A 13,040-nucleotide genomic window follows, 5' to 3' on the forward strand; every position below is an offset into this window, starting at 1 on the left:
CATGTATCGGCTGCTTATCGTCGACGATCTGCCTATTATTGTAGATGGCCTGCTTGAACTGTTCGAACAGACGGAGCATTTGGAGCTCGATATTATGAAAGCGTATTCCGGCGAAGAGGCGCTGGAGGTGTTGCGGAATTCCAGCGTTGATATCGTCATCTCCGACATCAAGATGCCGGGGCTGGAGGGCATTGAATTGCTGCAAGCAATCAAGGCCCAGTGGCCGGCCTGCAAGGTCATCTTTTTGACCGGGTACAATGATTTTCATTATATTCAGAGCGTCATCACTTACGGCGGATTCGATTACATCTTGAAAGTGGAGAGCGATCAGAAAATCATTCGCTCTGTCGAACGGGCGATCGCGAAGCTGGAGGAAGAAGGCGATCAGCGCCTAATGGTTGAACGGGCCAATAACCGTATGCGGCAGGCGCTGCCTTTGCTGCAGAAGGAATACGCTTGGGAGCTTCTGCAAGGCAAGCAGGAGACGGCGGGCGAGTTGGCGCGGCATTTGCAGGATTTTGATATTCCATTGCGCGCGGACCTGCCGGTGCTGCTGCTGCTCGGGCGAGTGGACGCGTGGAAAGACACGTTCACGACGCCGGATAAGGCGCTGCTTATTTATGGGGTGCAAAATATTACCGAGGAATATGTAACCCCGTATGTGCGTTGTTATTCATGCGTATACGACACCTCCAAAATTGTCTGGCTCATCCAGCCGCAAGAGCTCGCGGCAGCAAGTCTTGCCGCGGAGCCGTTTGCATCCTGCGGGATGCGAACGTCAGGCGGACCCGCTTCTGCTTCTGCCGCATGGAGAAAATTGTACTCGTGCTTAAGCGGCACGCTGGACACGATTCAACGGACCTGCAAGCAGCTGCTGCAGGTGACCGTATCCTTTGCGCTGAGCAGCGCGCCGACGGAGTGGCACTCGGTTTCCGATCGTTTTCATATGCTGAAATATTGTTTCGTCTATGGACTTGGCCTATCCAACGAAGTCATTGTGACCGACTCTGACATCTTGCAGCTGCAAGAGAGCGCAACAGAAGGAGCCGCCAACGATTTTTTTCACCAGACCCGCATTCAGCTGCTCTTGAAATGCCTGGAGAACAACCATCGGGAGGAATTTTGCAAGCTGTACCTTCATCTAACGAAAATATGGAGCGAGGATTCCCGCGCCTATGAACGAAAAATGGAGCTGTATCACTCCTTGGCGGCCATTTTCCTGTCGTTCTTAAGCCAAAATGAAGCGTTCAAGCAGAAGGTAATCAAGTCCCTTGACCTGACTCTCCTATACCACAGAGACGATTCGGTATCTTGGCAGGATTTGAAGCAGTACTTTCTGGAGATGGCCGATTGCTTGTTCGAAGGGCAGGCTGCGCAAGGGGAACGGATGCCGGTTGAATGGGTCCAAAAAGTGCACCGCTACATCGAGGAAAATGTGTCAACCGATATTTCGTTGTGCGCCATCGCAGATTATGTCGGGTTGAATCCATCTTATTTTTCCAGGCTGTATAAGCAAATGACGGGGATCGGGCTATCCGACTATATTAACGATTATCGGAACTTGCAAGCCAAGAAGTGGCTGCTGAACAGTTCCATGAAGGTCAATGAAATCGCCGCTGCGCTAGGCTATAATTCTGCGCTGGCATTTATCCGGTTTTTCAAAAAGCAAAATCAAACGACTCCGCAAGAATACCGGATGCAGCGTCAATCTACTGGATGAATGCCAATGAAACCTAGCACTGGCGAGATTTGAGCCGCTTCAATTGGACAGAATCCAATGTGCTGGCAAGGAGACACGTTCATGCCCTCAGGCCTATTCTCTTATTCATTTACTATTTATGGATACATCAGGGAAGATTGACAACGAGTTCCTATCTTGATACAGTATGAACAACGAGGCATTTCGCCCCATACAGGGCGAGATGCCTTCGTGCATATTTGTGACTTTTTACATTTAATGGTCAACTGAGGAAGGAATGATGCAATGATTCAGGTGAAGGAGTTTTTAGATTTAGGCACCGCTTCGGCGGAGAAGAAGGCCAATGAATTTTTGGCCACGCTACAAGACGAGCAAGTCATTGAAATTAAGTATTCGGCCGGATATCGCTCGAATCGCGATATATCCGAGCAAAGAAGTTGCATATTGGTCATTTATCGCACCAACGACCATACTGGCATGCATGAGCCCTAGTGAGGGCAATCCATTGATGACATAAAGGAGTTAATTGATATGACACCTATTTTTGCAGCGGCAACCAGAACGAATGAGAAGCGCTCCGCCTTGCGGGAGCTGCGCAGCGAGGGCAGAACCCCGTGCGTTATTCTCGATAAGGGAACGAGCACCATGATTCATATCGACACGAAGGAATTTACAAAATGGGTCAGAGACGGACTTAGCAAAAAGCTGGAGCTGAGCATTGACGGGGCGGACAGCGTGTCCGTAGAAGTGAAGGCCATTCAGCGCCATCCGGTTACGAATGAAATTATCCATGTCGATCTGCTTGCGGACGGCGTGGCTGCCACTGCCTAGAGGCAGAACATGCTCATGATAATCGGGGAGCAATCATAAACCTTACTATATGGAAAGAAGAAGTCAGGGGAACAATGCCTCTGGCTTCTTTTTGAGTTGCGGTTCAGCTTCACGTATGGAAATTGCAAAAAAGTTTTATAAGAATGCCGAATGGCAAACCATTTTGATGTAAAATATGATATATAACGTAAATAGGAAACAATCGAGGTGTAGCATGATTATTTTGAAGAGCAAGCAAGAGATTATGGAAATGCAGAAATCCGGACAACTGCTGGCCCAATGCCACGCAGAAATTAAAAACTTGATCAAACCCGGCGTGACCACACATGACATCGATCAATTCGTTGAGAAATATCTGGAGCAGCATGGCGCGACACCTGAACAAAAAGGCTATCACGGTTATCCTTTCGCGACTTGCGCGTCCGTCAATGACGTTATCTGCCATGGGTTCCCGAACAAGGAGCCCCTGAAGGAAGGGGATATCGTTACGATTGATATGGTCGTCAATCTCAATGGGGCACTGTCCGACTCGGCATGGAGCTATCGGGTAGGCGAGGTGTCGGAAGAGGCCGACCGATTGCTGAAGGTGACGGAAGAATGCCTTTACCTGGGTATCGAGCAGGCCGTTGTAGGCAACCGGATCGGTGACATCGGTTACGCCATTCAACATCACGCCGAGCCGCTCGGCTATTCTGTCGTAAGAGACTTCATCGGACATGGCATCGGAAAAAGCATGCACGAGGAGCCGCAAGTCCCTCATTACGGCATTCGCAATCGCGGTGTAAGATTGAAGGAGGGCATGGTCATTACGATTGAACCGATGCTGAACACGGGAGCGTATCAAGTGAAGCTGGACAGCGACGGCTGGACCGCTCGAACGGCGGACGGCAGCCTGTCTGCTCAATACGAGCATACGCTTGCCATTACAGAGGATGGTCCGCTCATTTTAACTAAGCTGTAGAAGGCAGATAATCTATTATATTGAACAACAAGCTTTGCATGAACCATGCGCTCCCTAGAACGGTGTTCCGTGGCGGGAGCGCATTTTTGTTGAGCCGCTTATCCCAATCCTGCAAATGAAGAAGGAAATCCAAAAATCAAGTAAGATAATCCAATGAATTGCAAGCGACAATGGGTATAATGGCAATATACCAATCAGGTGTTCTCGATCAAGGTGTGTCGAATTCGATTTTTGCATTTTGATTCAACCAAGAGAGAAGCAGATAAAGAGGTGTCGAGGATATGAGTGTGAAGGCAATCTTGCTGGGAGCCGGGGTGCGCGGGGCGGAAGTGTACGCGAAGCATGCATTGCAATACCCGGAAGAGCTGCAGTTTGTAGCCGTTGCCGAACCGGATGGGGAAAGACGGGCTTCATTCGCGCGGGAGTACAATATTCCGGGCGAACATGCATATGCGGACTGGAAAGAAGTATTTCAACAGCCGCGCTTTGCGGATGCCGTATTCATTTGCACACAGGATCGGATGCATTACGACGCTGCGATGACAGCGCTTGAAAAAGGGTACCATGTCTTGCTTGAAAAGCCAATCTCGCCATCGCCGATCGAGTGCGTGGAGATCGAGGAGGCTGCGCTGCGGCACCGCCGTATTTTAACGATATGCTACGTTCTCCGCTATACGCCGTTCTGGTCCACGATTAAGCAGATTATTGATCGGGGCGATATCGGCAAGGTCGTAAATATCCAATTAAACGAAAATGTGGGCTTCGCCCATATGGCACACAGCTATGTGCGCGGCAACTGGCGCAGCGCCGAGCATTCCAGCCCGATCATACTTGCGAAGTCGTGCCACGATTTAGATATGATTTTGTGGCTGATGGCTCAAGATTGCAAGCGGTTAACTTCATTCGGCTCTCTCTTTCAATTCAAGAAGGAAAATATGCCGGAGGGGGCAACCGAGCATTGCACAGACGGTTGTCCGCATGTCGAGGACTGCTGTTATTCCGACCTGCGTTACTATTTGGGAGAAGGACGCCGGCGCGCGCTTCATTTCTCGACGGATCTATCGGATGAAAGCATTCGCGAAACGGTGGGCCATACGCCATATGGACGCTGTGTCTACCGATGTGACAATGATGTCGTCGATCACCAAGTGGTCAATATGGAATTCGAAAATGGAGCGACGGCCTCGTTCACCTTGTCGGCTTTTACCCATGATAGCTCGCGTTCGGTGCAGATTTCGGGTACACGCGGTGAAATTCGAGGGAACATGCAGCAGCAATCATTTACGGTCTTTGATTTTGCAAGCAACCGTTCTCAAGAAATAAAGGTGCATGATGGAGGAAGCGAGGGTTGCAGCATTATGCTGAGCGAGTTCTGCCATCTGGTCAAATACCCGAATGATCCGTATGCGCAAGCTTCGTTGCGCGGTTCGGTGCAGAGCCATATGATGTCCTTTGCCGCAGAGGAATCCAGGTTGCATCATGGCAAGCCGATAGAGATATCGGAAATTACGCAGCGTTACAGACGGTTTTCCGGCTGTGAAGCGGTTGGTTCATGTTAATGGCATTGGAATTGGAGTTGTTTTTGAAGCCTGGAGAAGTGGAGTTGCTCACGCGAACCGTCGCCTGCGATAAATCGCCCGCTTCAGGCTTTGGCATCAGGAACGCGGAGATAGCTTACCTCTATCCGGGCAGGGACGTCAGGCGGTTTGCTGATCGTAGCTCGAAGAAGAGTTAGCGCTATCTCCTCCTCATCACTTCCCCCACGCTATGTCCAGCACCATCGTGCAGATGGAATAATGACCAATTTAATTTACATGTGGCGCTCCCTGATCGGCAAGCGCGTGATAACCCCATTCCGATTGGCAATGCAAGCATAAAGGAATTTGCCTAGAGATGAAGAAAGTTACTACATTACGCATTCGGCTATTGAGCAAAGCGATTGAGGAATGGCAGCAGCGCGTCTTGGGAGGGGAACAGCTCATTCGAGTACTGGGAGGTCATGTTATGAAACCAAATCAACCTAATGTTCAAGATAGTCCGAGCCTCATTCTCATTACGGGGATTATGGCATCTGGAAAATCAACGGTCGCGCAGCTATTGGCGGAACGATTCACGAGAGGAGTTCATCTGCGCGGTGACGCATTCCGCCGCATGATTGTGAGCGGACGCGAGGAGATGCTGCCCGATGCTTCTGCAGAAGCGGTTCGGCAGTTGCATTTGCGGTACCGCTTGGCGGCAGCCGCTTCGGATGCGTATGTGGAAGCCGGGTTCAACACGGTCGTGCAGGATGTAATTGTGGGGGCCGAAGTCAACACATTCCTTGAATTCGTCACTACCCGCCCTCTTTATATGATCGTGCTCTGTCCGCGCGCAGACATTGTAGCGGCCCGCGAAGCGGCCCGGAACAAGCAGGGCTACGGTATATGGACGGTATCGGAGCTGGATTATACTCTTCGTAATGAAACGCCGCGAGTCGGCATGTGGCTCGACTCTTCCGATCTGACTCCGGAGGAAACGGTTGATGAAATATGGCGGAGGGCATGGACAGAGGCGCTAGTTTTGCCGTAGCCTTATAGTAGTTCCCTTTTGGAATAGTGATAAATAGATGCTTAGAGGCTTATTCGTAATAAGCATCGTTAAGGAAAGGATGAATGGCAGTGGAACAATGGGAATACAAGACACTGAAAATTAAGGCAGGAGGCTTTCTCGGCGGCAAGGTAGACGAAAAAGCGTTCGAAGAGGAGCTGAATCAGCTTGGCTTGGATGGCTGGGAGTTGGTATCCTGCTTCGATACGAGTCTCTCGGGCCAGACGACGGATGTCATCTCGGTATTCAAAAGGAGGAAGAAAATGTGACGCTGTTCACTGCCGATAAGCTCCATGTCAGACTGCTCCGTGACAGCGACGCTCCCCTGCTAGTCACGTGGCTGTCGGATCCGGAAGTGCTGCGTTATTATGAAGGCCGGGATCGGGCGCATGATCTCGCGATGGTCCGGAAGCATTTCTATGGGCGCTCTGGAGACATTACTCCTTGCATCGTGGAATACGGTGATACGGCCATCGGGTACATTCAATATTACACGCTCGCGGAAGATGAGCTTCGGGAGTATGGCTATGAAGGATTTGCGGGACGTATTTTTGGAATGGATCAATTTATCGGGGCAACGGAGTATTGGAACAAAGGGATCGGCACCGGGCTGGTTCAAGCCATGGCACGTTATCTCTTAACGGAACATCAGGCGGGCAAAATCGTCATGGATCCGCAAACGTGGAATGAGCGCGCGCTTAAAGTGTATGAGAAGTGCGGATTTCATAAGGTCAAGTTGCTGCCGCAGCATGAATATCACGAAGGTGAAATGCGGGATTGCTGGCTCATTGAATACGAAGCAAAGCTTGCATGAAAATGTCGGCATGCCATACAACGTGAACAGGAGGACGTATGTTCTATCATTTCAGCGAGGAACCGGATATCAAAATATTCAAGCCGCGGCCGCCGGCTTCGTTTCCGCAATATCCGCCTATGGTATTCGCGATTGACGAGGCTAACGCCGTGCATTACTTTTTCCCAAGAGACTGTCCCCGGGTCATCTATTGGAAAGCGTCGTGGACGACAGAAGAAGATCGCAATCTCTTCTTCGCGAATACGACTGTAGACAAAATTATCGCCGTCGAAAATCGGTGGCTGGAGCGAATCCGCAATACGAAGCTATATGTGTATACGTTTCCCGCGGAGACGTTTCAATTGTTCGAAGAAGCCAAAACAGCCGGATATTATGTGTCCACGGAGGTGGTCGCCCCTATACAGGTCGAGCCCGTCGGCGATTTGCTTGAGCGGATAACGAGTCAACATGTAGAATTGCGGTTCACCCCGGATTTGCATCCCATTCGGGATAGCGTTGCCGCTTCCACGCTGGATTTTTCCATTATTCGATTCAAGCATGCAGCGCAAGCTGGCTCAACTCAATGATATTGGAATGTCTAGCGAGTCGTGTAGAGCAACACGAGAGCGAATGAAGCTGAATGATGATTCGAGCACTCGCAATAAATGGAAGGGACTGCAGTAAATGAAGGAAGAAAGGGCACTGATAAAGGAACACTTGGACTTATATCTGGGGAATGTGGATCCATTTGCGTTTATGAGTGTGGAGGAAAATGTGCCGGATGATATGAGAGCCGGTGAAGTAGACGAAGAGGGCTGGGTCAAGTGGAAATGCATCCCCTCCACGATTGCCGATGAGGAAATACGGGAATTGGAAGCCGAGTTCGCGGTCACTTTTCCGCCGCTATTAAAGGCACTGCTCCAAACGTATCATTATATCGATCTGCACTTCAATAACATGAAGGAAGGGGACGGATATAAAGGCGATTGCCAGTTCATTGAAATGCCTGCGATGTCGTCGGAGGACAGGTTGTCCAATTACCGGTTTCTGCTTCAGGCTTGGGAACCATTGATTGCGGCAGGCTATGTTCCTTTTACGGAATGTGAAGACAGTCAAGGTCCTGTCTGCTTCGACACGCGGAGAATGGATGAAGACGGCGATTGTCCCGTCATTTGGATTCTGCACGATTATTTGCATGAGCTGGGGGAAGAAGGCTCGCGGGTGCGGGAGAATGTGCTGCCGCACGTGAATGACATCTTTGCATCATTCCGTGAAATGATCTTGACGCTATGCTTGATGCGGGATACAGAAGAACAAGTGGACTAATCTATTTGGGCGGCGGCGAGGGATTGCATGATGATAAGAAGAGCAACGAATGAAGATAGTAATACGCTTAGTGAACTAGCTTATAGATCAAAAGCTTATTGGGGATATTCAAAAGAATTTCTTGATAAGTGCAAGGATGATCTGACGGTTACCGTACAATATATGGAGATGAATCCTGTTTAAGTATTGGAGAAAAACAACAAGATAATTGCAATTTATAGTATTACCTTAAATGAAAAGAAGCTGGAAGCCCTATTTATTGATCCAGAGCATATAGGCAAAGGGTTAGGAAACTTACTTTGGTTAGACCTGCTAAGCAAAGCCAAACAGTTAAATATCGAAGAGTTTACACTAGATAGCGATCCGAATGCAGAAGCGTTTTATGTAAAGATGGGGGCAAAAAGAATTGGTGAAACACCATCAACTGTTTTTCCTGATCGTCGTTTTCCAGTAATGAGTGTAACCGTTGTTTAAAAATAGGCACTTTGGATGGAACGTCAATGGTTTAACGGTAAACTGAAGTGCCCCTCGATATGGTTCTTGGTTGTCCTCCAACTGTAAGCGTGCACTTGTTTGCTCCGATTGTCCGACTTTTATGATGCTGGACTGCAAAAGTACATCTCACTTTCGTTAAAATACATAAATAATGGAAATTACTTTGTTTTTAAATGTATATTTGCAGTTCAAACGCCGAAAAACCCGATATTTCATAAAAACAACTGCACCATTGCAGTCCACGCATTCGAAGCGAAGGAGAAACGGAATATTATCGTTGAAAACGATTTCGCTTCTTGCTATCAACCTTAAGAGGGTTTGCGGTGTCCAGAATAAGCAGAATGTCTGAGTCCCCGTCCTATTAGTAGGAGGGGACTATTTTACGCTCACTTTGCAACCAGCTGTCACAAAGGCAGGCTCATCGTAATGTTCCGCAGTGCAAACCCCATCTTTTCATAGAGATGTATGGCATGATTGCCTGCGAAGGCGCTTAGGCGAACTTCAGGATAGCCTCCAAGCTTGAACTCATCTATGGCACTTTTCATTAATCGCTTAGAAATTCCTTGACCCCGGAATGGCTGCAATACATATAACTCATAGATAAAGCCAGTCGCGCTGTCGGTGAATTGGTCTTGCTTGCTCCAATTAAAATCCAGCCCTTCAACTGGTCATCCTCCGTCGCTATTAAGTAATAACCGCCCTTTTCCAAGATTGGATCCACCAGTTTTTTTGATTTTTTCATGAGACGGTTTTGCTCTGCCCAGCGTGCCCTCGAATATGGCTTGCGGAGAAAGCGTCATAATTTGTTCCAATTCCATCATGCTTGGTTTTTTGATTTGTATCATTCAGATTTCACTCGAAGGAGGTTGGAAACCTCCAACCTCTGTGTTCTCTGTTGTTTCACTCACAAAGCAAATACTGGTGGAATATTGACTTTAAAACTAATGAGAGTATGATATAATCAAAGTTTTTAAGTATTAATATACTGTTTTGTGTATAGAAAATTCAAAATTTAATTACATTGTTATTTTCCAGGCTCCGACGTTCCTGAATCAATGGAAGAAGCAAGCACGTACGCTTGGGTAAACGATAACTACAATAAAATTTTTGTTGCTCGGAGTACCTTTTTGCTTTATAAGTATCCAGAGAGATTTTTATCAGGGGGCTAGGCTTGTGAAAACTCCAAACAGATTAATCAAGTTATACCAAAATTTAGCAGATCATGAAAAGTGGATAACTACTCAAGAATTAGCTGTGATGATGGATTGCTCCGCCAAGACAATCAGAAAAGATCTGGAACTTTTGAAGTCTTTCTTACCGGAGAATTGGTTTATCATAAGCCAAAGAGGGAAAGGTGTTTATCTGCATCGTCCCGATAATCAATTGAATTTGGCTTTTGAACATGTAATCAATGAAACGGACAAACTGCAAAATTTGATGGCATTTCTTATTCAGAATGAATCAGGCTGTTCCTTAATCGAAGTCAGCCGCGCGCTATTTTATAGTGTAAGCACAATCAGTAAATTATTAAAAATAGTAAGGAAAGATTTGAAAAAATACCATCTGCGATTAGACATGAAGCCGATTAAAATCAATGGAGAGGAGTTTCATTTACGCCAGTTTTATTATGAATATTACTTAAGTAAAAACGGTACGGATTGGATGCAAAAACAAGCTTTACAATCCATGCATTCATTTATGAAAAGAATTGAAAGTGAAGGCGATTTTACTTTCTCGGACACCGCTTATATACAACTGCCGATCGTATTGTCCATCTGGCAGAGCCGGATCGTTAAAAAAAAGCATATCACAGAGTTTGTTTATCCTGCCATTCTTGTTGAATTGGGGGATTCAATTGACTGGCTTCTCCCGCTTATAGAAAGCTATCTTGCGTCATTGCACATTAAAGTTACACCCACTGAACTACGTTATGGAGCGGCGCTGATCCTTGGAGCACCCAGAATTGCACAAAAGAATTGCAAAAGTCTCAATCAAGCTATCGGACAACATCAATTAGAATCTGTAATGGAAGCGATACGATATGTAGAAGAGCAGACCCAATTGCCGTTTACAAAGGATCCTATCTTAGTGCAACAAGTTCACGAATATTGCATACATGCGAAAGTAAGATGGGTAACTCGGGTGCACAGCTATGTAAATCAACACAAAGAGATCATTAAAAATAGAAAAGCTTATCTCTTCCACTATATTCATGAAGCCGTTCAACTCTATTGCAAGTATGCAGACTCGATCAGGGATGATGACATTGCAGATCTTACGATGTACTTCAGTGCCAGCAGGAAAGGGCATCATTTGCAGCAAAAAGAAAAAACTGTCTTATTGTATATTTGTGATCTCGGCGTAATGAGATATGTTAAGTTGAAGCTGATGGATCACATAAACAGACCAATTAATATCATTACAACAAATCAAGCCCATGAGATGGCCAGTCTCGCTTCTCATAAGGGTGTAGATGCAATTATTACAACACATCAACATTACTATGCTCTCATTGCAAATGATATACCTGCCATCCAAGTGAGTCCATTGCTCTCCAAATATGAAATAAATATGATCAAAGATACACTAAAACTATAGCTTGGTCATGTGAACGGGATACTGTATAGTATCCTTTTTTTTGTGGTCCAGTACGACTATTGGCACCAGTATGAAGGTAGATACATTATACTGTCTCTTTATTTGAAACAGATATCATTTTCTAGTACTTTGTTACCCTTTGTAACTCTTCGCAAGGGAAAAAATGAGGAAGTTAAAGCCCTAATGTTACTCTAATATATATTCAAGTCTATATCTTCAGTATGAAGGAAGTGATGAATGGGAAGAGCGTACATAAAATGATCTGTGCCTTGGATTCTTTTTCAGGCAGCTGACATTAAAAAATAAAAGGAGTAATGGAGAAATGAATATGAAAAAAGATCTAAAAGGCATCCTATTATTATCGGCTATTCTGTTGTTTGCGACTCCCGCCGCGACTCCCACCGCGGCAAGCGCGGAAGCTTCAAGTGCGAAAGCTTCAAGTGCCACTTCTCAAGGCAGTATTACGATAACGCCAGGAGACACCATAACTCCGCCGATCGACCCAAGTGTGCCGGGCGGGGAAACGGGAACTTCAGGGCCGTTGACGATTGACAATGTTGCGCCACTGCTTTTTGCTTCCCACAAATTATCAGGCGGAGATGTAACCTACACAACAACGACTACTAATCCGAATGTGCAAGTCACGGATATTCGCGGTACGGGGGCAGGCTGGACGTTGCAAGTATCGGCCACGCCATTCAAAGATAAAACGGATGGCACAAAAGTGCTGAAAGGCGCGGTTGTAACGCTTCCTGTCGGCACGTTAGGTACGACTGACGCGAATGTATCCACAGCCCCAACGGCGAAAAAAGTGCAATTAAGCACGGATTCGGATATAACCGCTCCGCAGAACCTGATGGTTGCGACAGCAAACACGGGCTTGGGAACATGGGTCGATAAATTCGACGCAAGCCAAGTCACCATTCAAGTTCCTGCCGGTAACTTGACTGGCGACTATGAATCCACATTATCCTGGAGTCTGCTGGACGCGCCGCAATAATGAGATTCGGGAGGACAAATAGATGAAGGTCATTAAGGTACTGGCATTAGGAATCATTCTGGCCGGGACATCGCCATTAAGCTATTCGGTCAAGGCGGCTGACACTGATGTGGCAACTTCTACCAACTCTATTCGTTTTACTGCAGATGACGGGCAGACGAACCCGGTAGATCCTGAAGATCCAGATAATCCTAGCCCGGGCACACCTGTTGATCCTGAAGATTCGGGGAATGGAGGCACGGGAAACAGCGGCGCATTGACGCTTGACTATGTCTCCAATATTCAATTCGGAACCCAAAAAATCGGAAGCGGGACCATTGCATATTATGCCAAAAATAAAAATCCGTTTGTACAAGTGACAGATAAACGCGGCACCGGCGAAGGATGGTCTCTGAAAGCGCGGGCTACCGAATTCAAAAGCAGAGACGGCAAAGTGCTGGCAGGCGCCGTGTTATCATTCCGCAACGGACAAGTAAAATCGCAGTCCGGCAATGTGTCTGCTCCTCCTGCAGCCTATGACGTTGTCTTCGATAACAAGGATGCGCAATTGGTGATGGTTGCCGGGAACGGCGCCGGCCGTGGCACGTGGATCGACGTGTTTTCAGGAACAGATGGCAACAATGGCAATGTCCAGCTACAGGTTTTGGCGGGGTCAGCGGATGCGCTTACCGATTACAGTGCCGTAATCACATGGGTATTGTCTAACGCGCCGAGTTAAAAACGCTTCGTTCGTTGAACTTGGCTCTAGACG

Annotated in this window: 14 protein-coding genes and 1 pseudogene; 14 read left to right on the top strand and 1 reads right to left on the bottom strand. The window is 47.2% G+C overall.

Features of this window, described 5'->3' with window-relative positions; genetic code table 11:
• The first annotated feature begins 1 nt into the window (after nt 1).
• The 11 genes from JSQ80_RS22995 to JSQ80_RS29820 all read left to right on the top strand — a co-directional run bounded on the left by JSQ80_RS22995 (nt 2) and on the right by JSQ80_RS29820 (nt 8,670).
• On the top strand, nt 2-1,720 hold the full coding sequence (locus JSQ80_RS22995) for a response regulator transcription factor (RefSeq protein ID WP_206096832.1): 1,719 nt from the start codon (nt 2-4) through the stop codon (nt 1,718-1,720).
• Nucleotides 1,721-1,984: 264 nt separating this feature from the next.
• Nucleotides 1,985-2,191: a sporulation protein Cse60 gene (locus JSQ80_RS23000; RefSeq protein ID WP_206096833.1), complete on the top strand. Its 207-nt coding sequence runs from the start codon at nt 1,985-1,987 to the stop codon at nt 2,189-2,191.
• A gap of 39 nt (nt 2,192-2,230) precedes the next feature.
• Entirely contained in the window at nt 2,231-2,530 is a 300-nt protein-coding gene (locus JSQ80_RS23005) for a 50S ribosomal protein L25 (RefSeq protein WP_206096834.1), read from the top strand.
• A gap of 214 nt (nt 2,531-2,744) precedes the next feature.
• Nucleotides 2,745-3,491, top strand: a complete 747-nt coding sequence (gene map, locus JSQ80_RS23010) for a type I methionyl aminopeptidase (protein WP_206096835.1) — start codon at nt 2,745-2,747, stop codon at nt 3,489-3,491.
• Nucleotides 3,492-3,772: 281 nt separating this feature from the next.
• Complete coding sequence (locus JSQ80_RS23015) at nt 3,773-5,050, top strand: Gfo/Idh/MocA family protein (protein ID WP_206096836.1); 1,278 nt, start codon at nt 3,773-3,775, stop codon at nt 5,048-5,050.
• A 445-nt stretch (nt 5,051-5,495) separates the two neighbouring features.
• A complete protein-coding gene (locus JSQ80_RS23020) occupies nt 5,496-6,059 on the top strand; it encodes an AAA family ATPase (RefSeq protein ID WP_206096837.1) in 564 nt (187 codons plus the stop codon).
• A gap of 89 nt (nt 6,060-6,148) precedes the next feature.
• The gene (locus tag JSQ80_RS23025) at nt 6,149-6,346 is read left to right on the top strand and encodes a DUF4177 domain-containing protein (protein WP_206096838.1); all 198 of its coding nucleotides are present in this window, start codon (nt 6,149-6,151) and stop codon (nt 6,344-6,346) included.
• Entirely contained in the window at nt 6,343-6,891 is a 549-nt protein-coding gene (locus JSQ80_RS23030) for a GNAT family N-acetyltransferase (protein ID WP_206096839.1), read from the top strand. The genes JSQ80_RS23025 and JSQ80_RS23030 overlap by 4 nt, the downstream gene beginning before the upstream one ends.
• Before the next feature lie 38 nt (nt 6,892-6,929).
• Complete coding sequence (locus JSQ80_RS23035; RefSeq protein WP_206096840.1) at nt 6,930-7,457, top strand: DUF6886 family protein; 528 nt, start codon at nt 6,930-6,932, stop codon at nt 7,455-7,457.
• 97 nt (nt 7,458-7,554) lie between these two features.
• The gene (locus tag JSQ80_RS23040; RefSeq protein WP_206096841.1) at nt 7,555-8,196 is read left to right on the top strand and encodes an SMI1/KNR4 family protein; all 642 of its coding nucleotides are present in this window, start codon (nt 7,555-7,557) and stop codon (nt 8,194-8,196) included.
• Between the two features lie 186 nt (nt 8,197-8,382).
• On the top strand, nt 8,383-8,670 hold the full coding sequence (locus JSQ80_RS29820) for a GNAT family N-acetyltransferase (protein WP_336245805.1): 288 nt from the start codon (nt 8,383-8,385) through the stop codon (nt 8,668-8,670).
• A 425-nt stretch (nt 8,671-9,095) separates the two neighbouring features.
• Here the strand turns inward: JSQ80_RS29820 and JSQ80_RS23050 are convergent.
• Nucleotides 9,096-9,533 (bottom strand): annotated as a pseudogene (locus JSQ80_RS23050) (GNAT family N-acetyltransferase).
• Between the two features lie 331 nt (nt 9,534-9,864).
• On the opposite strand from JSQ80_RS23050, the gene JSQ80_RS23055 reads away from it, so the two are divergent.
• The 3 genes from JSQ80_RS23055 (at nt 9,865) to JSQ80_RS23065 (ending at nt 13,007) form a co-directional block, all read left to right on the top strand.
• The gene (locus JSQ80_RS23055; protein WP_206096842.1) at nt 9,865-11,289 is read left to right on the top strand and encodes a helix-turn-helix domain-containing protein; all 1,425 of its coding nucleotides are present in this window, start codon (nt 9,865-9,867) and stop codon (nt 11,287-11,289) included.
• A gap of 322 nt (nt 11,290-11,611) precedes the next feature.
• Nucleotides 11,612-12,289 (top strand): WxL domain-containing protein, encoded by a 678-nt coding sequence (locus JSQ80_RS23060; RefSeq protein WP_206096843.1) that lies wholly within the window; start codon nt 11,612-11,614, stop codon nt 12,287-12,289.
• 22 nt (nt 12,290-12,311) lie between these two features.
• Nucleotides 12,312-13,007 (top strand): WxL domain-containing protein, encoded by a 696-nt coding sequence (locus tag JSQ80_RS23065; protein ID WP_206096844.1) that lies wholly within the window; start codon nt 12,312-12,314, stop codon nt 13,005-13,007.
• Nucleotides 13,008-13,040 lie beyond the last annotated feature (33 nt).

Source organism: Paenibacillus apiarius, assembly GCF_017052585.1.
In the GTDB taxonomy this organism is placed as follows: domain Bacteria; phylum Bacillota; class Bacilli; order Paenibacillales; family Paenibacillaceae; genus Paenibacillus_B; species Paenibacillus_B apiarius.

Excerpts from the sequence above, each read along its gene's own strand:
- JSQ80_RS23035 (WP_206096840.1), top strand. The coding sequence starts at position 6,930 with ATGTTCTATCATTTCAGCGAGGAACCGGATATCAAAATATTCAAGCCG.
- map (WP_206096835.1), top strand. The coding sequence starts at position 2,745 with ATGATTATTTTGAAGAGCAAGCAAGAGATTATGGAAATGCAGAAATCC.
- JSQ80_RS23000 (WP_206096833.1), top strand. The coding sequence starts at position 1,985 with ATGATTCAGGTGAAGGAGTTTTTAGATTTAGGCACCGCTTCGGCGGAG.
- JSQ80_RS23065 (WP_206096844.1), top strand. The coding sequence starts at position 12,312 with ATGAAGGTCATTAAGGTACTGGCATTAGGAATCATTCTGGCCGGGACA.
- JSQ80_RS23005 (WP_206096834.1), top strand. The coding sequence starts at position 2,231 with ATGACACCTATTTTTGCAGCGGCAACCAGAACGAATGAGAAGCGCTCC.
- JSQ80_RS23040 (WP_206096841.1), top strand. The coding sequence starts at position 7,555 with ATGAAGGAAGAAAGGGCACTGATAAAGGAACACTTGGACTTATATCTG.
- JSQ80_RS23020 (WP_206096837.1), top strand. The coding sequence starts at position 5,496 with ATGAAACCAAATCAACCTAATGTTCAAGATAGTCCGAGCCTCATTCTC.
- JSQ80_RS22995 (WP_206096832.1), top strand. The coding sequence starts at position 2 with ATGTATCGGCTGCTTATCGTCGACGATCTGCCTATTATTGTAGATGGC.
- JSQ80_RS23060 (WP_206096843.1), top strand. The coding sequence starts at position 11,612 with ATGAATATGAAAAAAGATCTAAAAGGCATCCTATTATTATCGGCTATT.
- JSQ80_RS23015 (WP_206096836.1), top strand. The coding sequence starts at position 3,773 with ATGAGTGTGAAGGCAATCTTGCTGGGAGCCGGGGTGCGCGGGGCGGAA.